The 24,331-nt window shown below is 71.4% G+C and carries 21 protein-coding genes; 11 read left to right on the forward strand and 10 right to left on the reverse strand.

Going from position 1 to position 24,331, the window contains the following annotated elements:
- Nucleotides 1-6: 6 nt before the first annotated feature.
- A complete protein-coding gene (locus ACNTMW_RS25715; protein WP_426636380.1) occupies nt 7-996 on the forward strand; it encodes an ABC transporter ATP-binding protein in 990 nt (329 codons plus the stop codon).
- On the forward strand, nt 993-2,099 hold the full coding sequence (locus tag ACNTMW_RS25720; protein ID WP_426636381.1) for an ABC transporter ATP-binding protein: 1,107 nt from the start codon (nt 993-995) through the stop codon (nt 2,097-2,099). Before ACNTMW_RS25715 ends, ACNTMW_RS25720 begins: the two co-directional genes overlap by 4 nt.
- A 115-nt stretch (nt 2,100-2,214) precedes the next feature.
- On the opposite strand, the gene ACNTMW_RS25725 is transcribed toward ACNTMW_RS25720, so the two are convergent.
- Nucleotides 2,215-3,453 carry a snapalysin family zinc-dependent metalloprotease gene (locus tag ACNTMW_RS25725; RefSeq protein WP_426636382.1) on the reverse strand — a complete coding sequence of 413 codons (1,239 nt, stop codon included), beginning with the start codon at nt 3,451-3,453 and terminating at the stop codon, nt 2,215-2,217.
- Nucleotides 3,454-3,582: 129 nt separating this feature from the next.
- Here ACNTMW_RS25725 and ACNTMW_RS25730 point away from each other — a divergent pair, with 129 nt between their 5' ends.
- The gene (locus tag ACNTMW_RS25730; RefSeq protein WP_426636383.1) at nt 3,583-3,720 is read left to right on the forward strand and encodes a hypothetical protein; all 138 of its coding nucleotides are present in this window, start codon (nt 3,583-3,585) and stop codon (nt 3,718-3,720) included.
- A gap of 258 nt (nt 3,721-3,978) precedes the next feature.
- Nucleotides 3,979-4,944, forward strand: coding sequence for an anti-sigma factor RsbA family regulatory protein (locus tag ACNTMW_RS25735; RefSeq protein ID WP_426636384.1), 966 nt, complete (start codon nt 3,979-3,981; stop codon nt 4,942-4,944).
- Nucleotides 4,945-4,982: 38 nt separating this feature from the next.
- Here the strand turns inward: ACNTMW_RS25735 and ACNTMW_RS25740 are convergent, their stop codons facing one another.
- Nucleotides 4,983-5,417, reverse strand: a complete 435-nt coding sequence (locus ACNTMW_RS25740) for a VOC family protein (protein ID WP_426636385.1) — start codon at nt 5,415-5,417, stop codon at nt 4,983-4,985.
- 198 nt (nt 5,418-5,615) lie between these two features.
- Here ACNTMW_RS25740 and ACNTMW_RS25745 point away from each other — a divergent pair, with 198 nt between their 5' ends.
- The 4 genes from ACNTMW_RS25745 to ACNTMW_RS25760 all read left to right on the forward strand — a co-directional run bounded on the left by ACNTMW_RS25745 (nt 5,616) and on the right by ACNTMW_RS25760 (nt 9,192).
- Nucleotides 5,616-6,638, forward strand: a complete 1,023-nt coding sequence (locus ACNTMW_RS25745; protein WP_426636454.1) for an amidohydrolase family protein — start codon at nt 5,616-5,618, stop codon at nt 6,636-6,638.
- Between the two features lie 167 nt (nt 6,639-6,805).
- Complete coding sequence (locus ACNTMW_RS25750) at nt 6,806-7,645, forward strand: LLM class F420-dependent oxidoreductase (protein ID WP_426636386.1); 840 nt, start codon at nt 6,806-6,808, stop codon at nt 7,643-7,645.
- Between the two features lie 65 nt (nt 7,646-7,710).
- Entirely contained in the window at nt 7,711-8,355 is a 645-nt protein-coding gene (locus ACNTMW_RS25755; protein WP_426636387.1) for a LysE family translocator, read from the forward strand.
- Nucleotides 8,356-8,541: 186 nt separating this feature from the next.
- A complete protein-coding gene (locus tag ACNTMW_RS25760) occupies nt 8,542-9,192 on the forward strand; it encodes an HAD family hydrolase (RefSeq protein WP_426636455.1) in 651 nt (216 codons plus the stop codon).
- A gap of 96 nt (nt 9,193-9,288) precedes the next feature.
- Here ACNTMW_RS25760 and ACNTMW_RS25765 read toward each other — a convergent pair whose 3' ends face one another.
- The 7 genes from ACNTMW_RS25765 to ACNTMW_RS25795 all read right to left on the reverse strand — a co-directional run bounded on the left by ACNTMW_RS25765 (nt 9,289) and on the right by ACNTMW_RS25795 (nt 19,710).
- The gene (locus tag ACNTMW_RS25765; RefSeq protein WP_426636388.1) at nt 9,289-11,835 is read right to left on the reverse strand and encodes an ABC transporter permease; all 2,547 of its coding nucleotides are present in this window, start codon (nt 11,833-11,835) and stop codon (nt 9,289-9,291) included.
- A 2-nt stretch (nt 11,836-11,837) separates the two neighbouring features.
- Nucleotides 11,838-12,614, reverse strand: coding sequence for an ABC transporter ATP-binding protein (locus tag ACNTMW_RS25770; RefSeq protein WP_426636456.1), 777 nt, complete (start codon nt 12,612-12,614; stop codon nt 11,838-11,840).
- A gap of 394 nt (nt 12,615-13,008) precedes the next feature.
- Nucleotides 13,009-15,570, reverse strand: a complete 2,562-nt coding sequence (locus ACNTMW_RS25775) for an ABC transporter permease (protein ID WP_426636389.1) — start codon at nt 15,568-15,570, stop codon at nt 13,009-13,011.
- On the reverse strand, nt 15,570-16,349 hold the full coding sequence (locus ACNTMW_RS25780) for an ABC transporter ATP-binding protein (RefSeq protein WP_426636390.1): 780 nt from the start codon (nt 16,347-16,349) through the stop codon (nt 15,570-15,572). The genes ACNTMW_RS25775 and ACNTMW_RS25780 overlap by 1 nt, the downstream gene beginning before the upstream one ends.
- A gap of 245 nt (nt 16,350-16,594) precedes the next feature.
- A complete protein-coding gene (locus tag ACNTMW_RS25785) occupies nt 16,595-17,269 on the reverse strand; it encodes a response regulator (RefSeq protein ID WP_426636391.1) in 675 nt (224 codons plus the stop codon).
- Nucleotides 17,266-18,471, reverse strand: coding sequence for a sensor histidine kinase (locus ACNTMW_RS25790; protein ID WP_426636392.1), 1,206 nt, complete (start codon nt 18,469-18,471; stop codon nt 17,266-17,268). The genes ACNTMW_RS25785 and ACNTMW_RS25790 overlap by 4 nt, the downstream gene beginning before the upstream one ends.
- A 189-nt stretch (nt 18,472-18,660) precedes the next feature.
- Entirely contained in the window at nt 18,661-19,710 is a 1,050-nt protein-coding gene (locus ACNTMW_RS25795; RefSeq protein WP_426636393.1) for a RecB family exonuclease, read from the reverse strand.
- 452 nt (nt 19,711-20,162) lie between these two features.
- Here ACNTMW_RS25795 and ACNTMW_RS25800 point away from each other — a divergent pair, with 452 nt between their 5' ends.
- Both ACNTMW_RS25800 and ACNTMW_RS25805 read left to right on the forward strand, forming a co-directional pair.
- Nucleotides 20,163-21,224, forward strand: coding sequence for a tRNA (adenine-N1)-methyltransferase (locus tag ACNTMW_RS25800; protein WP_426636394.1), 1,062 nt, complete (start codon nt 20,163-20,165; stop codon nt 21,222-21,224).
- Nucleotides 21,221-21,802, forward strand: coding sequence for a hypothetical protein (locus ACNTMW_RS25805; protein WP_426636395.1), 582 nt, complete (start codon nt 21,221-21,223; stop codon nt 21,800-21,802). The genes ACNTMW_RS25800 and ACNTMW_RS25805 overlap by 4 nt, the downstream gene beginning before the upstream one ends.
- Before the next feature lie 142 nt (nt 21,803-21,944).
- Here ACNTMW_RS25805 and ACNTMW_RS25810 read toward each other — a convergent pair whose 3' ends face one another.
- Nucleotides 21,945-22,238: a ferredoxin gene (locus ACNTMW_RS25810; RefSeq protein WP_426636457.1), complete on the reverse strand. Its 294-nt coding sequence runs from the start codon at nt 22,236-22,238 to the stop codon at nt 21,945-21,947.
- Between the two features lie 170 nt (nt 22,239-22,408).
- On the opposite strand from ACNTMW_RS25810, the gene arc reads away from it, so the two are divergent.
- Nucleotides 22,409-24,175, forward strand: a complete 1,767-nt coding sequence (arc, locus tag ACNTMW_RS25815; RefSeq protein WP_426636396.1) for a proteasome ATPase — start codon at nt 22,409-22,411, stop codon at nt 24,173-24,175.
- The last annotated feature ends 156 nt before the right edge of the window (nt 24,176-24,331 follow it).

Below are 24,331 nucleotides of genomic sequence, written 5' to 3' on the forward strand. Positions count from 1 at the left end.
CCCACGATGCCACTGCTTGACGTACGGGACCTCAGCGTCGTCTTCAAACGCCGCGGCGAGCAGCCGTTCACGGCCGTCGACGGCGTCAGCTTCAACGTCGAGGCGGGCCAGACCGTCGGCCTGGTCGGCGAGTCCGGCTGCGGCAAGAGCGTCACCAGCCTCGCGATCATGCGGTTGCTGCCCCGGCGCGGCAACACGGTCACCGGCACGGTCCGCTTCGACGGTACCGATCTGCTGCGGCTGTCCGACGACGAGATGCGGGACCGGCGCGGCCGGGACATCGGCATGATCTTCCAGGACCCGCTGTCGTCGCTGAACCCGGTCATCCCGATCGGCGTCCAGGTCGCCGAGGTGCTTCAGCGCCACCAGGGGCAGGACAAGCGCGAGTCCGCCCGCAACGCCCGCAACCTCCTCGACGCCGTCGGCATCCCGGACCCGGACCGGCGGCTCAAGGAGTACCCGCACCAGATCTCCGGCGGGATGCGCCAGCGCGCCCTCATCGCCATGGCGCTCGCCTGTAAACCGCGGCTGCTCATCGCCGACGAGCCGACCACCGCGCTCGACGTCACCATCCAGGCGCAGATCCTCACCCTGCTCAAGGACCTCGTCCACGAGACCGGCAGCGCCCTCATCATGATCACTCACGATCTCGGGGTGGTCGCCGGGCTGTGCGACACCGTCAACGTGCTGTACGCCGGCAAAGTAGTGGAGACCAGCCCACGGCGCCCGCTGTTCGCCGAGCCGCGCCACCCGTACACCAACGGGCTGATGAACTCGATCCCGCGCCTGGACCTGCCACGCGGTGCGCCGCTGACGCCGATCCGGGGCTCGGTCAACGACAACATCCCGTGGCGGGAAGGGTGCGCGTTCGCCCCGCGCTGCGACAACGTGCTCGACGTGTGCCTGGAGGGCACCCCGCCGCTGGCCGACGACGGCTATCAGGGACTGCGCTGCAACAACCCGGTATCCCGGCCGCAGGAGGTGGCGACGCCATGACGACCGCTGTCGAGGCACGGACGCTGATCGACATCCGCAACCTGAAGGTGCACTTCCCGATCTCCAGCGGCGTCCTGTTCAACCGGACCGTCGGGTACGTGTACGCCGTCGACGGGGTCTCGCTGTCGATCCCGAAGGGCGGCACCTACGGCCTGGTCGGCGAGTCCGGCTGCGGCAAGTCGACCCTCGGCCGCGGCCTGCTGCGCCTCGTGGAACCGACCGACGGTGAGATCATCTTCGACGGGCAGGACGTCCGGGCGCTCAGCGGCGAGGCGCTGCGCCGGCAGCGCCGGCGGATGCAGATGGTGTTCCAGGACCCGCTGTCCAGCCTCGACCCCCGCCAGAGCGTCGAGTCGCTGCTCGTCGAGGGGCTCAAGGCGCACGGGCTCGCCAGGGACCGGGCGGCGACGTCACAGCGGCTACGCGAGGTGCTCGACTCGGTGGGGCTGCCGGCGAGCGCGCTGCGGAAGTACCCCCACGAGTTCTCCGGCGGGCAGCGGCAGCGGATCGGGATCGCCCGCGCGCTGATCCTGGGGCCGGAGCTGATCGTCGCCGACGAGCCGGTGTCGGCGCTGGACGTGTCGATCCAGGCGCAGGTGATCAACCTGCTGGCGGACCTGCAACGGTCGCTGGGCCTGACGTACCTGGTGATCGCGCACGACCTCGCCGTCGTCCGGCACATCTCCGACACGGTCGGCGTGATGTACCTGGGCACCCTCGCGGAGGAGGCCGGCGCGGACGAGTTGTACGCGTCTCCGCTGCACCCGTACACGAAGGCGCTGATGTCGGCGGTGCCGGTGCCCAACCCGACCGTCGAGGACCGGCGGGAGCGGATCCTGCTCGCCGGTGACCTGCCGTCGCCGGCCAACCCGCCCAGCGGCTGCCGGTTCCACACCCGCTGCCCGTGGGCGCAGCCGACCCGGTGCTCCGACGAGCGGCCGCAGCTGCGCGAGGTACGCCCGGGGCACCGGGTCGCGTGCCACTGGGCCGAGGAGATCGCCGACGGCCGGATCCGTCCACATGAGGTGGAGCCCGAGCTGGTGCACCCGGAGACCGGACCGGCGGAGCTGCCGGACGACCTGAAACCGCAGGCGATTCTCTAAATTCAGCCGGCCGGGACGGACCCGGCGGCCGGTGCCCTCGCGGCTGCCGCGTGCGCGGCCGTCGCACCCGGGCGGCGGGGTGGCCCAGGGCCACCCCGCCGCCCGGGCCGTTCGCTCAGCTGGGCAGGCCGCCCACCTGGGTGTTGATCCACGTGCGGATCGACGGCAGGTCCTCGTAGATGGACGGGCCGGTGGCGCAGACCGCGCTGCCGTTGCCGGACCGGCTGGTCGCACCGATGAGGTTCCACCTGCCGTTGACCATCCGCACCTGCGGACCGCCGGAGTCGCCGTAGCAGGCGCCGGCGTTGCCGTTGGTGTTGTTGGTGCAGATCTCGTACGGGCCGTTGATTCCCGAGCAGCGGCTGTCGGCGACGATCGACGTGTCGAGCTCGTTGGCGGTGACCGGCGCCGAGCCGCAGCCCTGGGTCGGGCAGGTCTGACCCCAGCCGATGATCCGGGTGGCGGTACCGACCGCGCCGGAGGTGGTCGGGATCGGCGCCGGTGCGTAGCTCACCGAGCTGCCCAGGCGCAGCAGCTTGACGTCGATGCTCGGATGGTTGACCGAGCCGGTTACCGAGACCACGGTCCCGCCGCTGGTGCGGTTCACGCTGCCCACCCGTACCGACGCCGGCGTCGCGCAGTGCTTGGCGGTGACCGCCCAGTTCGCCGTGATCAGCGAGCCGGTGCAGCCGGACACGTACACGAGGAACGGGTAGTTCTCCGACGCCGGCCGGCCGTTGACGACCAACGGTGTGACGTCGGGGTCCGCGGTAGCCTCGGCGTCCGGTGCGGTGCCGGCGTACGCGGGGGTCCACTCGTACGCGCGGGGCCCGGTCGTCTGCAGGGTCGCGAAGTTGCTGTTGACCTCGGCGGTTTCCCGGCTGCTCGGGTAGGCGTTGGTGCACGACACGGGTGCGCTGCTGCCGGACATCAGGTCGCTGCACAGGCCGGTGCGCCGGTCGGGCAGGCCGAGGATGTGCCCGAACTCGTGCGCGGCGATGCGTGGCTGGTAGTAGCCCTGGTTGACCGCCTGACGGCCCATGTACCAGTAGCCGTTACCGAGCGACGAGGTGTACGTGCGCGGCCAGCCGTCGTCGGCGTACACGGTGATGGTGGCCCGCTGGCCGGCCGATACCGGTTGCAGGCGGACGTTGCTGACCCGGCTGTTCCAGATCTGTGCGCCCTGGTTGACGACGGAGACGAACTCCGCCGCGCGGCTGGCGTCGTAGTACAGCACCCGGGGTGCGGCGTGCGCCGGTGCCGCGCCGGCGAGCTGGACCGCCGCGACCACGAGGGTACCGAGCGCCGCGGCCGACAGTCTTCGTAGGGGCATGGGTGACCTCCTGGACGTCATGGGAGGGGCGGTGACCCCGCCCACACGCTACTCAGGAAGTGACGTTCTTCGATATAGCCGTGCCGGAAGATGCCAATCGCGGGTGGTCGCCCGGCCGTCCGACGGTGGGAACCGGCCGAGGAGGTCCCGATGGCCGAAGACCATGAGCCGAGAGTCCGGTTCGCCGCCCGGGAACTCGCGTTCCTGCGGTACGCCCGGTTCGGTGAGCTTCCGACCGGGTCCTGCCCGACGACCAGTGGGAATCCGCGCGCGGGGAGGGGGCGGTAGCCGCGCCGGCCATCCCGTCGCGCAGAGTAGCGTTCACGTCATGGGGAGTGTTGAGTCCAGGTCCCCAGGCCCGGAACGGGACGGGCATACGCTGCCGTACGCCTCGGAGGCCACGCGGCTGGCGAGCCTGGCGGCATGGACATGCCAGGGGCTCAGCCGCGGTGACAAGGTCATTTACGCCGAGACGTGCCACGCGGCGGGTAAGTCAGTGCTGGACGTGGCGGACGGGTGGGGAGCCGCCCTGGCCGGGAGTACGCCGTGCCCGCCCTGACCGTCACCAACCACGTCCACCAGATGCTGCTCTGGGAGTCACCGGATGACCTGCTCACCGCGGCCGTGCCGTTCCTGCGCGCGGGGCTGACCGCCGGCGACGCGGCGATCCTGGCCTGCCGCGACGAGTACAACGCGCTGCTGGCCGGCGCTCTCGGACGGGATCCGCGCGTTGACCGTGTCCGGTCCGCCGGCATCTACACCCGGGCGGCGGTGACCGCCGAGACCTACCGCCGCCTGATCAACCAGCGGATCGACGCCGGCGCCCGACGGGTGCGCGTGGTGGGCGAGCCGAACTTCGGCACGGGCCCTGACGCCTGGGCGGAGTGCGAACGGTACGAGGCGATCGTCAACGTCGCGCTGGCCGCGTGCCGGGTGACGACCACCTGCGCCCTCGACGCCCGGACCCTGCCCGCGCCCGTGATCGAGGACCTGATCACCGCCCACCCGTTCGTGCTCACACCCGCCGGCCGCGTCCCCAACGAACGGTACGTCGACCCCGCGACGTCCCTGCGCCGGTCCGCGCCCGGACCTGACCCGGTGGAGTGGACCGGCCCCGCCGTGGAGTTCGCCGCGGTGACCGATCTCCACCAGGTACCCGATCTGCGTCACCAGTTGCGCGTCGCGCTCGACACCTACGGGGTGGCCCGGCGAATCGGTGAGAACGTCGTGGCCGCGGTCCATGAGCTCGTCGTCAACGGCCTGGTGCACGGCAGAGCACCGGTACGGGTACGGTTCTGGGTCCCACCGGGGAGGCTGGTGTGCATGGTCACCGACACCGGCCAGGGCTTCGACGACCCGCTCGCCGGCTACGCACGCCCGGCCGCCGATAACCCCATCGGCACCGGCACCGGACTGTGGCTGGCCCGGCAACTGTGCGACCGGATCGAGATGGTGCGGACCCGGTCCGGCTTCACCGTGCGACTGTCCATATCGACCCGGGAGGCTAGCTGACGTACCAGCCGACCCCGGGCATCTCGCCGACGGTCGCCCTATCGCGCGCCGAAGTCGGGAACGGTGATCGCGCCGTCCCGGTCGAGCGGGAAGCCGGGATTGTGCGCGATCTCCCAGACGTGGCCGTCCGGATCGGTGAACCAGCCCGCGTAACCGCCGTAGGACGTCTCCGCCGCCGGCCGGGTGATCACGGCACCGGCTTCCGCCGCGACGCGCATCACCTCGTCGACCTCGGTCCGCGAGCGGACGTTGTGCGCCAGGGCGATCGCGCCGAAACCGCCGGTTTCGAAGGCGGCGATACCCGCGTCGGCGGAGAGCTTGTCCCTGCCCCACAGGACGAGCGCGAGCCCACCGGCCTGGAAGAACACCGTCTCTTCGACCTCCTGGCCCCGCCAGCCGAGCCGCTCGTAGAACGTCCGGGACCGCGTGACGTCGGCGACTCCGAGCGTGATCAGGCTGATTCGTTGCTCCATCCCCGCAAGGTACCGCCGGGTGCGTCGCCGGGCGAGCCCGCCCGGGGTACGCACCCGCCGACCCGGACGGCCACCGTCCCGCGCCGCGTCCACCACGGATGAGGGGTGCCGCCGGCGTCGCGGAGGTGATGTGATCGGTACCGCCACGGACGCGAGCGGACGGGACGGATACCGATGGTGTTGCGGGTACGGGGAATCGTGTTGCCCGAGCGTGAGGAGCGGTCCTTCTGGATCGACGGCGGAGTGTTACGGGCCGATCCGGTGCCCGACGCCGACCCGGTCGTCGACGGCGGTTGGCTGTTGCCCGGTCTGGTCGACGCGCACACCCATCCGGGCGCCGAGGAGCCGGGGGACCGGTTCGACGAAGCGCTGCTGCGCCGCCACCTCACCGACCATCGCGACGCGGGGGTCCTGCTGGTGCGCACACCAGGGTCGGCCGCGCGGATACCCGACTGGGTCGACGAGGATCCCGACCTGCCCCGGGTCCGCTCGGGCGGCCGGTGGTTGGCGACTCCCGGGCGGTTCTTCCCCGGCTTCGGCCGGGATGTCACCGAGGACGAGCTGGTGACGGCCGCCGTGGAGGAGGCCACGGCGTCCTCGGGCTGGTGCAAGGTGATCGGTGACTGGAACCATGACCAGCCGGCGTTGCCGCTGCCGGTGCTGACCGCGGTCGTGCACGCGGTGCACGCCGCCGGGGGTCGGGTCGCCGTGCACTGCCAGACGGCCGAGGGCAGCCGGAACGCCGTCGAAGCGGGCGCGGACAGCCTGGAGCACGGCATGCACCTCGACCCCGACCTGCTCGACCGGATGGCGGCGCAGGGCACCGCGTTCGTCCCCACGCTGACCGCCTTCGGCGCCAGCGTGGACCGCGTGCGCGGACGCGAACCCGGCGCCCGGCGGGACTGGTTCCTGACCGGATGGGACGGCATGCTGCGCAACACCCGCGCGGCCCATGAAGCCGGCGTCACCGTGCTGGCCGGCACCGACAGTTTCCCGTGCGGCGCCGTCGCCGACGAGGTGACGTGGTTGATCCGTGCCGGGTTGCCGCCGGACGCCGCGCTGGCGGCCGCGTCGTGGTCGGCACGCGCCTGGTTCGGCCTGCCCGGCCTGGTCGACGGTGCCCCGGCCGACCTGGTCGCCTACGACACCGACCCGACCCTCGATCCGTCGGTCCTGTCCCGTCCGAGCCGGATCATCCTCCGCGGCCGCGTGGTCGCCTGACCGGCGCCGGTACCGGCCGGACGTCACCGCACCGAACGTTTCGCCTCGCCCTTGGCGGGAATGGCCCGGCGCGGGAGGTGTGATGCGCGCACATCGGGATTGGTGGCCGCTGGTCGCCAGCGCCTGGTGGTGGCTGGCCCGCCGAACCCGGCACGGGTAGTGCCGGCATGGAGTTCGGCGTCGGCTACTTCCCGACCCACGACGGCATCGGCCCTGGCCCGCTCGCGCGGCTGGTCGAACAGCGCGGCCAGGACGCGCTGTTCTTCTCCGAGCACACGCACATCCCGGCCAGCCGCCAGACCCCGTTCCCGGGCGGTGAACTGCCGCGGAAGTACTGGCACTGCTACGACCTGTTCGTGGCGCTGACCGCCGCCGCGGCGGCGACCACGAAGCTGCGCGTGGGCAGCGGCATCTGCCTGGTCATCGAGCGCGACCCGATCACCTGCGCCAAGGAGGTCGCCAGCATCGACCACCTGTCCGGCGGGCGCTTCGAGTTCGGTGTGGGCGCCGGCTGGAACCGCGAGGAGATGCGCAACCACGGCACCGACCCGCGCAAGCGGATGGCGATCATGCGCGAACGGGTCGAGGCGATGAAGGCGATCTGGACGCAGGAAGAGGCCAGCTACTCCGGCGAGTACGTCAACGTCGAGCGGATCTGGTCGTACCCCAAGCCCGCCCAGCGGCCGCACCCGCCGGTCCTCGTCGGCGGCGACGGGCCGACCGTGCTCGACCGGGTACTCGCCTTCGGCGACGGGTGGGTGCCGTGGTTTCCCAACTACGGCGGCGACCCGGTGGTCTTCGACCGGGTGGCGGAGCTGCGCCGCCGCGCGGACCGGCCGATCGAGGTGCAGATGCTGGCCGTACCCGCCGACCCGGGAGTACTAGACCGGATGGAACGGGCCGGGGTGCGGCGGGCCGTGCACTGGCTGCCGACCGGGCCGGCCGGTGTGGTGATGCGGGCGCTCGACGAGTGGGAGGACGCGATCGTCACCCTCTGCGGAGGATGAGCCCCCGGGCCACGGCCTCCTGATTGGACCGCCGCGGCAGCGGCGCGCCGTGCGACGATCCGATCGTGGTGACCTCCTCGGCTGTCCTCGGCGTCTTCGCGGTCGCGCTCGCGATGGTGCTGACCCCCGGCCCGAACATGATGTACCTGGTGTCGCGGAGCATCACCCAGGGCCGGCGGGCCGGGGCGATCTCCCTGGCCGGGGTGGCGGTCGGCTTCCTGGCCTACCTGGCCGCGACGAACCTCGGACTGTCGGCGATCTTCGTCGCCGTTCCCGGGCTGTACCTGGCGGTCAAGTTCGCCGGCGCCGGCTACCTGGCCTGGCTGGCCTTCCAGGCGTTGCGGCCCGGTGGCACCTCGGTGTTCGCGCCGGCCCGGCTCGAGCCCGACCCGGCACGCCGGCTGTTCACGATGGGCCTGATGACCAACCTGCTCAACCCGAAGATCGCGGTCATGTACCTGTCGCTGATCCCGCAGTTCGTGCGCCCCGAGGCCGGCCACGTCCTGGTCCAGGGGTTCGTGCTGGGCGCGGTGCAGATCGCGGTCGCGCTGACCGTGAACCTGCTGATCGTCCTGGCCGCCGGCACCATCGCCGGGTTCCTGGCCGGTCGCCCACTGTGGCTGCGCGCGCAGCGCTACCTCATGGGTACGGTGCTCGGCGCGCTGGCCGTCAAGCTGGCGACCGACCACACCCGCCCGGCGCCGGCCTGACCGGCGTCCGTCAGTCACCGGGGCAGCGGTTGTCCCCGCCGCTGTGCTCGACGCAGCGACCGGGCGGTCCCGGGCACGGCGGCCGGCGGCGCGACCACCGACGCCGGGCGGCTATGACCACGCTCACAGCCGTAGGTTTGAGCACGCAGTCGAGATGGTGGGGTGAGTGTGGCGCAATTGGACGCGGTGCTGTTCGACATGGACGGCACCCTTGTCGACAGCGAGAAGGTGTGGGACGTCGGCCTGCGCGAGCTGGCCCGGCAGTACGGGGGAGAGCTCTCCGCCCCGGCCCGGGCCCGGATGGTCGGCACCAGCATGGCGGAGTCGATGGACATCCTGCACACCGACATCGCCCAGCCGTGGCGCGACCCGGAGGCGAGCGTCACCTGGCTGGAGGAGCGGGTCCACGCGCTGTTCACCGCGGGCCTGATCTGGCGGCCGGGCGCCCGGGAACTGCTCGCCGCCGTACGGGCAGCGGGGGTACCCACGGCGCTGGTCACGGCGACCCGGCGGCGACTGGTCGAGGCGGCGCTGGGCACCATCGGCGCGCACAACTTCGACGTTGTGGTCTGCGGCGACGAGGTCACCCACGGCAAGCCCCACCCCGAGCCGTACCTGACGGCCGCCGCGAAGCTCGGCGCCGACCCGTGGCGCTGCGTGGCGATCGAGGACTCGCCGACGGGCCTCACGAGCGCGCAGGCGGCCGGCTGCCGCGTGGTGGCCGTGCCATGCGAGGTGGCCGTGGTCGTCACCGGCGACGTCGTCGAGGTCGCCAGCCTCGAACAGCTCGACGTGGCGGCGTTGCGGAAGCTCGTCACCGGAGACCCGGTCGCCTGACGGGACACGACGGCGGCGCGCGGATGCCCCGTCCGCGCGCCGCCGTCCCCCCGTCACCCCGGCGGGTAGCGCCGGTGCCCCGTGGGCGACCTTTCGTTACTCGTGGGCGATCGCCCCCAGGACGTTGATCCGTGCCGCCCGGATCGCCGGCAGCACCGCGGCGACGACGCCGACCAGTCCGGCGAGGACCAGGTACACCGCCATCCGCGACCACGGCAGCGACAGCTCGGTGAAGCCCTCGTCACGCAGCGCCCGTACCGCCGCCGCACCGAGACCGCTGCCGACCGCGAGGCCCAGCAGCGCGCCGAACACGGAGATCACCACCGACTCGACGGTCACCATGCGCATCATCTGCACCCGGCGCAGCCCGATCGCCCGCAGCAGCCCCAGTTCGCGGGTCCGTTCCAGCACCGACAGCGCGAGCGTGTTGACGATGCCGAGCACGGCGATCAGTACGGCCAGCGCGAGCAGGATCTGGATCATCATCAGGAGGCCGTCGAGCTGCCTGGCCTGCTGGTCGATGTACCCGCTGCGGTCGGTGACGTTGACCTCGGGGCTGTCGGCGAGCAGTGTGTCGATCCGGTCGCGGACGGCCGCCACGCCGGTACCCGGCGCCACCCGCACGTACGCCCACGACGGCTGCGGTACCCGCAGGTCGGGTATGACCGACGGGGACAGCATGATGCTGTTGAACACGTCGTTCCTGGCCAGTACGGCCGCGACCGTCATGGTGTGCGGAGCCCCGCGCGACAGCTGCACCGTGACGGTCGAACCGGCGTGCAGGTTCAGCGTCTTCGCGCGCGCCTCGTCCAGCACGAGCTGGTCGGGGCCGAGCGTGGCAATGGTGCCCTCCGTGGCCCGCAGCGGGAACATGTCGGCCAGCGCGGGCAGGTCGGTCACGACGCTGACCCCCCAGCCCTTGCCGTTGACCATCGCCCGGTCGTAGTACTCGCCGGCGACGGCGCGTACCCCGGACATCCGCCTGATCTGGTCCAGGACCGCGGCGTCGAACGTCGGCGGCATCTCGGCCATCTGGTCGCCCGACACGATCAGGTCGGCCTTGACCAGCGTGTCGCCCTGCTTGTGCATCGTGGTCTTCGCCGAGGCCAGGACCACGTTCACCCCGGTGATCAGGGCCAGGCCGACCATGAGCGCGGCGGCGGTGATCGCGGTACGCCGGGGGTTGCGTCCGGAGTTGAGCCGGCCCAGCTTGCCCGGCACCGACCACGAGAACAGCAGGCCCAGCAGTGATACCACCGGGCGGGCCAGCACCGGCGTCAGCAGCGCGACACCGATGAAACAGACCAGGACGCCGCTGAGGATCAGTGCCAGGGTGCTGCCGTGCGCCCGGCCCGACAGCCCGTACCCGAGGATCGCGGCCCCGACCGCGGCCACCAGGCTGCCGGCGACGGTGATCTTTGTCAGCGGCCGGTCCGGGGTGGCGACCTCCTGCAGCGCGGCCACCGGCGGGATCCGGGAGGCGCGCAGCGCCGGCAGCAACGCCGCGACGAGGGTGACGAGCAGGCCCACCGCGAACGCGCCGATGACGGCCGCCGCCGGTACGCCGATGCTCGCCAGCGGCAGGTCGGCGCCGCCGAGGTGGCCGAACAGCCAGGCCAGTCCGGCGCCGACGCCGATCCCGGCGGCCAGTCCGACCACGGACGCGACGAGGCCGATGATGGTCGCCTCGACCAGGACCGCGCCGATCATCTGGCGGCGGCTGGCGCCCACCGCGCGCATCAGAGCCAGTTCCCTGGTGCGCTGCGCGACGATGATCGAGAAGGTGTTGAGGATCAGGAACACGCCGACGAACAGCGCCACCCCGGCGAAGCCGAGCAGGATGTTGTTGAAGAAGCTGAGGCCCTGGCGGAAGTCGCCGACCGTCTCGTCCTGCAGTTGCTTGCCGGTCTTGACGACGTAACCGTCGCCGACCGCCGCGCGGACCGCGTCGCGCACCTTCTCCGGGCTCTGCCCGGACGCGGCGGTGACGTCGATGCTCGAGTACGTACCCGGCGCGCCGAGCATCAGCTCCTGCGCGACCGGCTCGGTGAAGTCGACCTCCATCGCCCCGCCGATCGAGTCCCGGTCGCCGCTGTAGCCGAAGATGCCGACGAGGGTGAAGGTCTTCTTCGGCTGCAGGGTGAGCACACCGACGCGGTCGCCCACCGTGATACCGGCGGCCTTCGCGAGCGCGGCGTTGACGGCGATCTCGTCGGCGGCCTGCGGGCCGCGCCCCTCGCGCAGCTGGACCAGCTCGGAGGTACCGGTCCAGTTGGCGCCCAGCCGGGGTGGTCCGAACGACGTGACGACCTTGCCGTTCCTGCCGATGACGCGGGCGCCATCGGCGGCCGCCACCCCGGTCGCCGACGCCACGCCGGGCGCCGACCGTACCTTCGCGACGAGGTCGGCGGGCAGGTTGGTGGGCCGTTCACCGCTGTCGACGCCGGCCACCGCCGGCTTCGCCCTCACCTGTACGTCGGTGCCGGCGAAGACGCTGGCGAACAGGCTGTCGAACGAGCGTCCCAGCGTATCGGTGAGCACGAACGCCCCCGACACGAACATCACCCCGAGGACCACCGCGAGACCGGACAGGACCAGCCGCAGCTTGCGGGACAGGACGCTCTTGAGCGTGGCGCGGAGCATGGTCAGGCCACCGCCGCCAGCGAGTCGAGGCGCTTCATCGTGTCGAGAACGGCGTCCGCGGTGGGTGCCGTCAGTCCGGTGACGATCTGGCCGTCGGCGAGGAAGATGACGCGGTCGGCGTAGGAGGCGGCGTTCGCGTCGTGGGTGACCATGACGATGGTCTGGCCGAATTCGCGGACGGAGTTGCGTAGGAAGCTCAGGACCTCGGCGCCGGAGCGGGAGTCGAGGTTGCCGGTGGGTTCGTCGGCGAAGATGACTTCCGGTCGGCTGACGAGGGCGCGGGCGCAGGCGACGCGTTGTTGTTGTCCGCCGGACAGTTGGGTGGGGCGGTGGCGGAGGCGGTCGCGGAGGCCGACGGTGTCGATGACGGTGTCGAACCACTGGCGGTCGGGTTTGCGGCCGGCGATCGACAGTGGCAGCAGGATGTTCTCCTCGGCCGTGAGCGTGGGCAGCAGGTTGAACTGCTGGAAGATGAACCCGACCTGGTCGCGGCGCAGCCGGGTCAGACCACGGTCGCTCAGGCCGGTGATCGGTGTGTCGCCCACGTACACCTCGCCGCGGGTGACCGAGTCCAGCCCGGCCAGGCAGTGCATCAGGGTCGACTTGCCCGAGCCCGACGGCCCCATGATGGCGGTGAAGCGGCCCCGTTCCAGCTCCACGCTCACCCCGCGCAGCGCCGCCACCTCGGCCTCGCCGCTGCCGTACACCTTCCACACGTCGACGGCGCGTGCCGCCGCGTCGCCGGTACGCGCCCCGTCCGTCCTGAGTGCTCCACCCATCGTGAGTGTCACCGGTCCTCCTTCGGTCATCGCGGTTCCACACTCATCGTCGCGGCGCTGACGTGCGGTTTCGTCGCTCTCTCGGTGGAGGCCGCCACCGGTTTCCGGCTCGGGGTCCGCCCGCACCGCCCCTCAGGGAAAATCCCGGATACGCCGCCGGCCACGGTGGCCGCCGGCACCGCCGATCCGCGTCCCACCAGGCGTTCCGTCGCTCAGGGGAGCCCGGAGAGGGCCGTTTCATCCCACCGGGGTGCCGCCCCCGGTCGGGCGGGCCGGGACGCCCGTGGCGGAGGGCGGCTGCCGTGGCGTACGTGGCGCGGTGGAGGTGCCCGGTACAGACGAGGGCGCCCCTTCCACCGCGCGGTGGAAGGGGCGCCCTCGTCGGGTCACCGGCCTACTCGTACGCGATCGCGTTCAGCACGTTGAGCCGGGCCGCCCGGATCGCCGGGATGATCGCCGCGACCACGCCGACGAACGCGCCGGCCACGACATAGCCGATCATCAGGCCCCACGGCAGCGACAGCTCGGTGATCCCCTTGTCCTTGAGGGCGTGGACCACGGCCGCCCCGAGCCCGGCGCCGACGGCGATGCCGAGCAGCGCGCCGAACAGGGAGATGACGACCGACTCGACGGTGATCATCCGCATCGTCTGGGCGCGGCGCAGCCCGATGGCCCGCAGCATGCCGAGTTCGCGGGTGCGTTCGAGGACCGACAGCACCAGCGTGTTGATGATGCCGAGGACCGCGATGAGCATGGCCACGAACAGCAGTACCTGCACGATGGTCAGCACGATGTCGAAGATCTGCATCTGGTTGCCCAGCCACTCGTCGCGGGTCGCCGCGCTGACCTCCGGGCTGTCGGCGAGGATCCGGTCGACCTCGCCCTTGACGGCCGTCGCGTCGGCACCGGGCCGCAGCTTGACGAACGCCTCGACGGCCGTGGGGGCACGGAACCCGGCCATCGCGTCCTGCCAGGAGATCAGGAAACTGCCACTGCCCACCCCGGTGGCGGTGTAGATGCCGGCCAGGCGGAACTGGCGAGCCTCGCCGCGGGGTAGTTGGACCGGGACCGGGTCGCCGACCTTCCACTTGCGGTTCTTCGCCGTGTTGTCGTCGACGATGAGGTCACCGGCGCCCAGCGTGTCGATCCGGCCCTCCTTCGCGGTGAGCTTGAGGATCCGGACCGCGGCCGCCTGGTCGTCGAAGGCTCCGAGGTACCGCTGCGTGCCGCCGACCGTCGCCATGTCGTACGTCTCGCCGGCGACCGAGTCCACGCTGGACAGCGCACGTACCTGCCGCAGCGCCGCCGGGTCGATCGCCGGCGGGATCGCCGACGTCTGCTGGCCGGAGATGACCAGGTCGGCAGCGAGCTGCTTGTCGATGACCTTGCTGACGCTGTCGCTGACCGACGTGAAGATCGTGCTGATGCCGGTGACCAGCGCGATGCTGATCATCATCGCCGCTGCGGTGATCGCGGTACGGCGCGGGTTGCGCGCGGAGTTGCGCCGCCCCAGCTGCCCCGGTACCGACCAGGCGAACAGCCGTCCCAGCAGCGACACGATCGGCCGGCCCAGTAGCGGGGTCAGCAGCGCGACCGCGATGAACGTGGTGAAGACGCCGCCGACCACCCACCAGATGGTGTTGCCGTGCGCCTTGCCCGACAGGCCGAACGCGAGCGCGCCGCCGCCGGCGGTCAGCAGGGCACCACCGGCGACGGTCAACCGGGTCAGCGGCCGGTCGGCGGTGTTGGCCTGGCGCATCGCGGCGACCGGAGGCACCCGCGAGGCCTGGAAGGCCGGCAGCAGGGCGGCGGTGATGGTCACCCCGACCCCGACGACGAACGACACGATCCACGCCGCCGGCGGTACCCCGATCCCGGCGACCTGCAGGTCGCCGGTGAGCCTGGCCAGCGCGAACGCTCCGCCGGAGCCGATCCCGACGCCCAGGCCGAGGCCGATCAGCCACGACACGACACCGATCACCGAGGCCTCCAGCAGCACCGACCCGATCATCTGGCCCCGGCTGGCGCCCATCGCGCGCAGCAGCGCCAGCTCCTGGGTGCGCTGCGCGACGATGATCGAGAAGGTGTTGAGGATCAGGAACACCCCGACCAGCAGGGCCACGGCCGCGAAGCCGAGCAGGATGTACGTGACGAACGACAGCCCCTTCTTGATCTGGTCGGACTGCTTCTTGGCCAGATCCTTACCCGTGTCGACCTGGTACGCCGTGCCCAGCTCGGTGCGCAGGGCGTCGCGTACCTTCGTCAGATCCCGCTTGTCGGTGACCTTGACGTCGATGACGTTGTAGACGCCGGTTGCGCCGAGCATGAGCCGCTGGGCCACCGGCTCGGTGAACGCGATCATCTGCTCGCCGCCGACGGAGTCCCGGCCACCCTGGTATCCGATGATGCCCACCACCGTGAACATCTTCTTCGGCTCGAGGGTGAGGACTCCGATCTGCTCGCCGATGGTGAAGTTGCCGGCCTTGGCCAGGCCGGCGTTGATGACGATCTCGTCGTCGGACCGCGGGCCGCGGCCTTCGCGCAGCGAGACCAGGTCGTCCTCGCCGGTCCAGTTGGTGCCGAAGCGGGGAGCGCCACCGCCGGCGCCGCCCACGACCTTGCCGTTGTGCCCGACGGCCCGGGCGCCCTCGGCCGCGACCGAACCGGTCGCCTTCGCCACGCCGGGGACCGCCGCCACCTTCTTCACCACGCCAGCCTCGATGGTGGCCGCTGTCGCGGGAGCGTCGTCGGCGCCGCCGTTCACCTTCGGCTTGGCGCTGACCTGGATGTCGGTGTAGTCGTACACGCTGGTGAACAGCGAGTCGAAGGTGCGTCCCAGGGTGTCCGACAGGACGAACGCCCCCGACACGAACATCACCGCCAGGACGACCGCGAGGCCCGACAGCAGCAGTCGCAGCTTGCGGGACAGCAGGCTCTTGAGAGTCGCGCGCAGCATCACACGGCCCCGTCGAGCAGGTCGGCGGCGGCCACGTCGAGGCGCTTGAGCCGGTCGAGGACGGCCTCGGCGTTCGGGTCGCGGAGCTCGTCGACGATCCGGCCGTCGGCGAGGAAGATGACGCGGTCGGCGTAGGAGGCGGCGTTCGCGTCGTGGGTGACCATGACGATGGTCTGGCCGAATTCGCGGACGGAGTTGCGTAGGAAGCTCAGGACCTCGGCGCCGGAGCGGGAGTCGAGGTTGCCGGTGGGTTCGTCGGCGAAGATGACTTCCGGTCGGCTGACGAGGGCGCGGGCGCAGGCGACGCGTTGTTGTTGTCCGCCGGACAGTTGGGTGGGGCGGTGGCGGAGGCGGTCGCGGAGGCCGACGGTGTCGATGACGGTGTCGAACCACTGGCGGTCGGGTTTGCGGCCGGCGATCGACAGCGGCAGCAGGATGTTCTCCTCGGCCGTGAGCGTGGGCAGCAGGTTGAACTGCTGGAAGATGAACCCGACCTGGTCGCGGCGCAGGTCCGTGAGGGCCCGGTCACCCAGCCCCGTCACGCGCGTGTCACCGACGAAGACCTCTCCCCGGGTGACCGAGTCCAGCCCGGCCAGGCAGTGCATCAGGGTCGACTTGCCCGAGCCCGACGGCCCCATGATGGCGGTGAAGCGGCCCCGTTCCAGTTCCACGCTCACCCCGTGCAGCGCGATGACCTGGGCCTCGCCGCTGCCGTACACCTTCCACACATCCACCGCACGAGCGGCGGCGTCCGCCGCCGTCGAGAGCGTCGCGGTCACGTTTCGTCCCTTCGAGAGATCCCCGTTTCATTCCACACCCGACGGTAGGTGGTGTGCGCGACCCGCGAGTCGTCCGCGGGGATGCTCGTCACGTACTTCTCGCGGGGGAGGGAACCTCCCCCTGGCGGTGGTCGGCCGTTCGGCGCGGATCAGCAGTACGTCCGGCGGGTGCGGTCAGCCGTTCGGTGCGGGTCCGCCGCGCGCCCGTTCGTTGGGCGGTCCGCAACGCGCCGTCCCTCGGGCGGTCAGCCGCGCGGACGCACCAGCCCGCTCTCGTACGCGAGCACGACCGCCTGTACCCGGTCGCGCAGGCCAAGCTTGGTCAGCACGTGCCCCACGTGCGTCTTCACGGTCGTCTCGCTGACCTGCAGTGCCCGCGCGATCTCAGCGTTGGACAGTCCCCGGGCGACCTGCACCAGGACCTCCCGTTCGCGCTCGGTGAGCGTCTTGAGGTCCGGCGGCGGGGCGGCGTCCGGGTCGGGCAGCGTCTCGGCGAACCGGTCCAGCAGTCGCTTGAGGATGCGTGGCGCGACGACGGCCTCGCCGGCGGCGACCGTACGGATCGCGGTGACCAGGTCCTCGGCCGGAACGTCCTTGGCCAGGAAGCCGCTGGCGCCCGCGCGCAGCGCGCCGACGACGTACTCGTCCAGGTCGAACGTGGTCAGGATCAGCACCCGTACCGGCAGCCGCGCCGCCACGATCGACCGCGTCGCCGCCACGCCGTCCATCCGGGGCATCCGGATGTCCATGAGCACCACGTCGGGCAGCAGGCGGCGGGCCAGGTCCACGGCCTCGGCGCCGTCCCCGGCCTCGCCGACCACGTCGAGGCCCGGCTCGCCGCCGAGCACCATGCGGAACCCGGTACGCAGCAGCGGCTGGTCGTCGGCGAGCAGTACCCGCACCGGCCTCGATTCGCTCACTGGCTTCCCCCGTCCAACGCCTCGACGGGGATTCTCGCCGACACCCGGAACCCGCCGCCGGGCCGGGGGCCGGTCCGGATGGTGCCGCCGTAGAGGGTGACCCGTTCGCGCATGCCCAGCAGGCCGTGGCCGACCGGCCCGCCGCCCGGCCGCGGGCCCCGCCCGGTGTCGCAGACCTCCAGGGTCAGCCAGTACATGCCGATGTCGAGTCGTACCTCGGCGGTGGCCGAACCGGCGTGCTTGAGCGCGTTGGTCAGCGCCTCCTGCACGATCCGGTACACCGTGAGCGCCACGGCCGGGTCGAGCGCACCGGCGTCGCCGTCAACGCGCAGGGTGACCGGCAGGCCCGCCTCCCGTACCTGTTCCACCAGGCCGGCCAGGTGCGCCAGGCCCGGCGGCGGCGCCAGTTCGCCGGCCGGTTCCTGGTCGGTGCGCAGCACGTCCAGCAGGCGTCGCATCTCCCGCAGCGCCGTCCGGCCGGTCTCCTCGATCGTGGCCAGCGCCTCGTCGGCGGCGGCCGGGTCGCGGTGCAGGGCACGGCGTGATCCGGTCGCCAGCACCCCCATCACGGCGACGTGATGGGCGACCATGTCGTGCAGTTCGCGGGCGATGCGCCGCCGCTCGTCGGCGACCGCCTGCGCGGTGAGGGCCTGCTGGTTGTGCTCGGCGTCGCGAGCCCGGTCGACGAGCGCGGCGACGTAGGCGCGGCGATGGTGTACCGTCCGGCCGGCGGTGACGCACAGCAGCACGGTCATCAGCAGGAACACGACGAAGTACAGGGGCTCCAGTTGCATCGGCGGCAGCCGGGTGTCCAGCACGGTCAGCCCGGCGACCAGCGGGGGCGCCCACAGCAGGACCGCGACGAGCACCGCCCGCCGCAGCGACAGCCACGCGGCGGCCGTGTAGGTCAACACCACGACGGTCACCGCCTCGACCTGCAACAACCGGGGAACCAGGAGTGACACCAGCGTGTGCGTCGTGAGCAGCGCGACGGCCAGCATGGTGGCGCGCCGCCGCAGCGCGATCGTGGCCATCGCGAGCGCGGTCCACAGTAGCCCGACCGCCATCGGCGACGGCCACGATCCGCCCGGACGGCATATCCACAGCATCGCAACGCCGCTGTACAGCAGCAGGGCCAGCAGCCCGTCGGCGAGTACCGGGTGGGTGCGCAGGTAGCTGCGCGGCTCCTGCCAGACGGTCATGGCTTGAGACGGTAGCCGGCCGGCGGTCGGGCGGGGTCGTCGCCGTAGTGGAGGGTGTCTCCTCCCTGGGGAGGAGACACCCGGCGGAGACCCGGCGAATTGCGCCCGGCGGGGATCCTCACGGGTGTGCCCGGCGGGGATCCTCACGGGTGTGCCCGGCAAGGGCTGCCCGGGACCGTCCGCGGGCGGTCACGCCGCGCCCGGTGTCTCTTCCCCGGTGGGTCCGGGCGCGCCGGGGGCGACCGTCGTCGATGGATAGGGCGGCGGGCTGCCGCCGAACTCCGGGCAGTGTGCCTGGTGGGCGCACCAGCCGCAGAGCCGGCTCGGCTTGGGGCGGAAGTCGCCGGTCGCGGTCGCCCGCTCGATCGCCTGCCAGAGCGCCAGCAGGTTGCGCTCGAATCGCAGCAGCTCGTCGGCGTCCGGGCTGTAGTCGCAGACCTCGGTGTCGCGCAGGTAGAGCAGGCGCAGCACCCTCGGCACGACGCCGTGGATGCGCCAGAGCACCAGCGCGTAGAACTTGAGCTGGAACAGCGCGCGTGCCTCGAACGCCTCGCGTGGCGCGCCGCCGGTCTTGTAGTCGACCACGCGCAGGTCACCGGCGGGGGAGATGTCGAGCCGGTCGACGTAGCCGCGGATGAGCAGCCGGCCGTCGATCGTCGACTCGATCAGCGTCTCGCGCTGGGCGGGCTCCAGGCGGCGCGGGTCCTCCATCGCGAAGTACCCGGCGAGCAGTTCGGTCGCCGAGGCGAGGAAGGCTTCCGGCGTCAGAACCGTGGTGGACCGGCCTTCCGGGGCCGACGGTGCCGACACCGCGGGGGGTGGTGCGAACAGTCCGGCCAGCTCGGCCTGCTCGGCCAGCAGCCGCTCCCACTGCGGCGCCACCAGCTCCGCGGCCCGTTCGGGCGTGCGCTCGGCCGCGGGCAGGTCGAAAAGCCGCTCCAGGACGGCGTGCACCAACGTGCCGCGGACCTGGTCGGCGGTGGGCTGCTCGGGAAGCCGGTCGATGGTGCGGAAGCGGAACAGTAGGGGGCAGGTCTTGAAGTCGGCGGCCCGGGACGGCGACAGGGATGGCAGCCGAGGCTGTTGGTCCGCCGTGGGCTTCCCTGCCGTGGACTCCTCCGTGGGCTTCCCTGCCGTGGGCTTCTCCGTGGGCTTCCCTGCCGTGGACTTCTCCGTGGGCTTCTCCGCGGTGGGCTCTTCTGTGGGCTCCGCCGGGTCTCGCACCATTTCGACCGTCATGGGGGACAGGCTAGGCCAGCCCCCCGACGAAACCGCTCCGGCCGGGCCACGATGTCGGCCACACTCCCGGGTTCACGTCTCGGGGCGGAGGCGGCGCGCAGATCACCGCAATGACGCAGATATTGCTGCTTCCGGCGGCTCCGATGCCGCAATGTTCGCGACATTGCGCCGATCGTGGCGCGGGCGCTGGCGCGGCGCACGGATCGCGGCGCTGGCGCGGCGCACGGATCGCGGCGCTGGCGCGGCGCACGGATCGCGGCGCCGGCCGACGCGCCGGTCTCGGGGCCGGCCGACGTACCGGTCCCGGGGCCGGCTGAACCGTCAGCCCACCCTCGCCGGGTGGCGATCCGCCGACCCTCCCGACGGTTGCCCCGTAGCCTCGGGTGAGGATGTGGTGGAGTCCAGCGCGGCGCCCCTGCCGCGAAATCGTTCAGCTCGGAGGAGACCGCACGGTGACCGTTCCCTACCCCACCACTGCGAACACGCCCGGCGGCGCGGGCCCGAACGCCGCCGATGGTGGCGTGCCGTCCGTCCGGCGGGGGCCGTTCCAACCGGGGGACCGGGTGCAGCTCACCGACCCGAAGGGGCGTATGCACACGATCGTTCTCGAGCCGGGTAAAACGTTCCACACCCACCGTGGCGGTGTCGAGCACGACGACCTGATCGGACGCCCGGACGGTAGCGTCGTGACCTCCGGTGGCGGCACCGCGTACCTCGCGCTGCGCCCATTGCTCGCCGACTACGTCCTGTCCATGCCGCGCGGCGCCCAGGTGATCTACCCCAAGGACGCCGCACAGATCGTGGCGATGGGGGACGTGTTCCCCGGTGCCAGGGTGCTCGAGGCCGGCGCCGGTTCGGGTGCGCTGACCTGTTCGCTGCTCCGGGCGGTCGGCCCGACCGGCGAGGTGGTCTCCTACGAGCTGCGCCCCGAGTTCGCTGAGATCGCTCGTCGCAATGTGGAGGCGTTCTTCGGTACCGTGCCCTCCAACTGGACTCTTCGCGTCGGTGACGTGGCGAGCTGTGACGAGACGGAGTTGGACCGGATAATCCTTGACATGCTCACCCCGTGGGAGGTGCTCGACATGGTTGAGCGCGCTCTCCTGCCGGGCGGCGTCCTGATCGGGTACGTGGCGACCACGCCTCAGCTGTCCGAACTGGTCGAGGCGCTGCGCGAACGGGGTGGGTTCACCGAGCCGCGAGCCTGGGAGAGTCTCGTGCGGGACTGGCATGCCGAGGGACTGGCCGTCCGGCCGGACCATCGTATGATCGCCCACACCGCGTTCCTGGTGAGCAGTCGGCGCCTGGCGCCGGGCGTGGTCGCCCCGCCCCGGCGGCGCAAGCCGAGCAAGGGCGCCGAGGCGTACGCGCTGCGCCGAGCGGCCGCGGCCGCGATGGCCGCCACCGACGGCACCGCCGGCGGTGGCGACGGGCCAGCCGGTACCCACGGCCCCGCCGGTGCGCAGGGATCCGCCGCCGGTGGCTTCCGCGGTAAGGACGACCTGGAGGTGACATGACCCGGCCCAGCTTCGGCAGCGAGATCCCCGCGGTCTTCCCGGACTGGTCGCCTTACCAGGACCTGGACTCGGCGGCCCGCGCCTACCTGCGCGACCCCGAGATCGCCCTGGACTCGCTGGCGGGTGTGCTGCGGGGCTCCAGCGTGCTGGGTTTCACCCTGGAGCGGTTCGTCAACGAGGTCAACGGCGTGTGGCAGGAGGTCGTCGTCTGCGACGGCACCCGGCTGGTGCTCTGGCACGGTGAGGACGTGCCGCCCGGTGACGGCCCGCCCGGCTCGATGACCTCCTCGGTACGGGTGGTCGCGCTGTCGGCGGTCACCGAGGTGGGCTGCCGGCGGCGCCTCACCCGGACCCCGACCGGGGCGGTGCGGGTCGACAGCATCGATGTGTACCTGCTGCTCACGTCGCTGGACGAGGGCGGGGGTGCGTTGTCGGGCGAGGAGTCGACCCCCGGCGCGCCGCGCCACGACGCGCTGCGGTTCGGCAAGACCCTCGACGACGGCGGCGCGGGGCAGATCGGCCGGTTGGAGGAGTTCGCTCGACTGGTCGCGTCGCTGGTCGGCCGCCCGATGATCTGAGTTCACCGGTGCGTCGGGGTGACCGGATTACGCGGGTCTCTGCGCGCGGTTGCCGGTGTTCTCCCCCCGGCCGCCGGTCCGGCGGCTGCTCCTGGCTGCCGTCGACAGGTGTTCCCGGCCCCGCACGGGGGCCGGGGCGCGGTCAGTCCTCGGCGTTCGGTCCGGCCACCGGGGCGTCGTCGGAGGTCCGGTGCACGTGGATGCACTCGCCCGGGCACTCCTTGGCCGCGTCGATGACCTCGAGGCGCAGGTGGGCCGGCACATCGACGCGGCTGCCCTCGGCGACCTGCAACTCGCCCGAGTCGTCCTTGACGTACGCCAGGCCGTCGACGTCGAACTCGAAGACCTCCGGGGCGTACTGGACACACAGTCCGTCGCCGGTGCACAGCTTCTGGTCCACCCAGACCTGCAGCTCATCGGTATCGACAGTCATAATGTCCCTCCCAGGCATGCCTCCGTGCCGACGCTACCCGATGAGACATCGAGGGCGCGCAGCGCCTCGACCGGATTGGTAACACATCACGCCGTGGCGTTTGGTACGGGGCTGATTGGGCGATCAGCAGTTAGTGTTAGAGCACGACGTTCAAAGCCCCGGGGAGGTGGGACGTGGCACGCAGCGACGACGCGGAGACGCGCGCCGCACGGTGGGAGAAGGATGCCCACGATCTCTCCAACCAGGTCGCGTTCCTGCAGGAAGAGATCGCCCTGCTGCGGCGCAAACTGACCGAGAGTCCGCGACACGTCCGCCAGCTTGAAGAGCGGCTGGCGGCGGCTCAGGCTCAGATTGCCCGGATCACGGAGAACAACGAGCGCCTGGTCGCCACGCTCAAGGAAGCGCGCGCGCAGATCATTACGCTCAAGGAGGAGGTCGACCGCCTGGCGCAGCCGCCGAGCGGGTACGGCGTCTTCCTCACCAAGCATGACGACGGCACTCTGGACGTCTTCACCGGCGGTCGGAAGCTGCGCGTCGCGGTGTCCCCGACGATCAACGTCGAGGAGTTGCGGCGTGGCCAGGAGGTCTTGCTCAACGACGCGCTCAACGTCGTCGACGCGTTCGGCTTCGAGCGCAGCGGCGACGTCGTCATGCTCAAGGAGGTCCTCGACGGGGGCGACCGTGCCCTGGTGATCTCCCATGCCGACGAGGAGCGCATCGTGCTCCTGGCCGACACGCTGCTCGACACGCCGCTGCGGGCCGGAGACTCGCTCATGATCGAGCCTCGGTCGGGGTACGCGTACGAGCGGATCCCCAAGAGCGAGGTCGAGGAACTGGTCTTGGAGGAGGTCCCCGACGTCGACTACTCCGACATCGGGGGGTTGTCCCGTCAGATCGAGCAGATCCGCGACGCGGTGGAGCTGCCGTTCCTGCACGCCGACCTGTTCCGGGAGCACCAGCTGCGCCCGCCGAAGGGCGTCCTGCTCTACGGCCCGCCCGGCTGTGGCAAGACGCTCATCGCCAAGGCGGTGGCGAATTCCCTGGCCAAGCAGATCGCCGAGAAGCGTGGTGAGGAGAAGCGAGCCAGCTACTTCCTCAACATCAAGGGCCCTGAGCTGCTCAACAAGTACGTCGGTGAGACCGAGCGGCACATCCGGCTGATCTTCCAGCGGGCTCGGGAGAAGGCCGGCGAGGGTACCCCGGTCATCGTGTTCTTCGACGAGATGGACTCGGTGTTCCGCACCCGTGGCTCCGGTGTCTCCTCGGACGTGGAGAACACTATCGTTCCGCAGTTGCTCAGCGAGATCGACGGTGTCGAGGGCCTGGAGAACGTCATCGTCATCGGCGCCTCCAACCGGGAGGACATGATCGACCCGGCGATCCTGCGGCCGGGCCGGCTCGACGTCAAGATCAAGATCGAGCGTCCGGACGCCGAGGCGGCCAAGGACATCTTCAGTAAGTACATCCTGTCCGGCCTGCCGTTGCACGCTGACGACCTGGCCGAGCACGGCCGGTCGCACGAGGCGACGGTGGCGGCCATGATCGACGCGACCGTGATGCGGATGTACGCCGAGACCGAGGAGAACCGCTTCCTGGAGGTCACCTACGCCAACGGTGACAAGGAGGTTCTGTACTTCAAGGACTTCAACTCCGGCGCGATGATCCAGAACATCGTCGACCGCGGCAAGAAGATGGCCATCAAGGACTTCCTGTCCACCGGCCAGAAGGGGCTGCGCCTGCAGCATCTCCTCGACGCCTGCGTCGATGAGTTCCGCGAGAACGAGGATCTGCCCAACACGACCAACCCGGACGACTGGGCCCGGATCTCCGGCAAGAAGGGCGAGCGGATCGTGTACATCCGCACGCTCGTCTCCGGCGGCAAGGGCGCCGAGTCGGGTCGGTCGATAGAGACCGCTACCAACACCGGTCAGTACCTGTAGGTCCCTGGCGTTTCGGGGCGTCCGCTGTCGCGGGCGCCCCGTTGCCGTCACCGGGATCGGCAGGGTAACCGGCCGGTACCCGCGGTGACGGTGTGGCGGCACCGGTGGCGTGGGGCACGTCAGGTCACCGCTTCCCGCCGCGGCGCCGTAGGCTCG

The sequence above is a fragment of the Planosporangium spinosum genome (assembly GCF_049999945.1).
Taxonomy (GTDB): domain Bacteria; phylum Actinomycetota; class Actinomycetes; order Mycobacteriales; family Micromonosporaceae; genus Planosporangium; species Planosporangium spinosum.

Bases quoted from the DNA above. Each gene is read 5' to 3' on its own strand.
- ACNTMW_RS25715 (WP_426636380.1), top strand. From the start codon at position 7: ATGCCACTGCTTGACGTACGGGACCTCAGCGTCGTCTTCAAACGCCGC.
- ACNTMW_RS25720 (WP_426636381.1), top strand. From the start codon at position 993: ATGACGACCGCTGTCGAGGCACGGACGCTGATCGACATCCGCAACCTG.
- ACNTMW_RS25725 (WP_426636382.1), bottom strand. From the start codon at position 3,453: ATGACGTCCAGGAGGTCACCCATGCCCCTACGAAGACTGTCGGCCGCG.
- ACNTMW_RS25730 (WP_426636383.1), top strand. From the start codon at position 3,583: ATGGCCGAAGACCATGAGCCGAGAGTCCGGTTCGCCGCCCGGGAACTC.
- ACNTMW_RS25740 (WP_426636385.1), bottom strand. From the start codon at position 5,417: ATGGAGCAACGAATCAGCCTGATCACGCTCGGAGTCGCCGACGTCACG.
- ACNTMW_RS25750 (WP_426636386.1), top strand. From the start codon at position 6,806: ATGGAGTTCGGCGTCGGCTACTTCCCGACCCACGACGGCATCGGCCCT.
- ACNTMW_RS25765 (WP_426636388.1), bottom strand. From the start codon at position 11,835: ATGCTCCGCGCCACGCTCAAGAGCGTCCTGTCCCGCAAGCTGCGGCTG.
- ACNTMW_RS25770 (WP_426636456.1), bottom strand. From the start codon at position 12,614: ATGGGTGGAGCACTCAGGACGGACGGGGCGCGTACCGGCGACGCGGCG.
- ACNTMW_RS25775 (WP_426636389.1), bottom strand. From the start codon at position 15,570: ATGCTGCGCGCGACTCTCAAGAGCCTGCTGTCCCGCAAGCTGCGACTG.
- ACNTMW_RS25790 (WP_426636392.1), bottom strand. From the start codon at position 18,471: ATGACCGTCTGGCAGGAGCCGCGCAGCTACCTGCGCACCCACCCGGTA.
- ACNTMW_RS25795 (WP_426636393.1), bottom strand. From the start codon at position 19,710: ATGACGGTCGAAATGGTGCGAGACCCGGCGGAGCCCACAGAAGAGCCC.
- ACNTMW_RS25805 (WP_426636395.1), top strand. From the start codon at position 21,221: ATGACCCGGCCCAGCTTCGGCAGCGAGATCCCCGCGGTCTTCCCGGAC.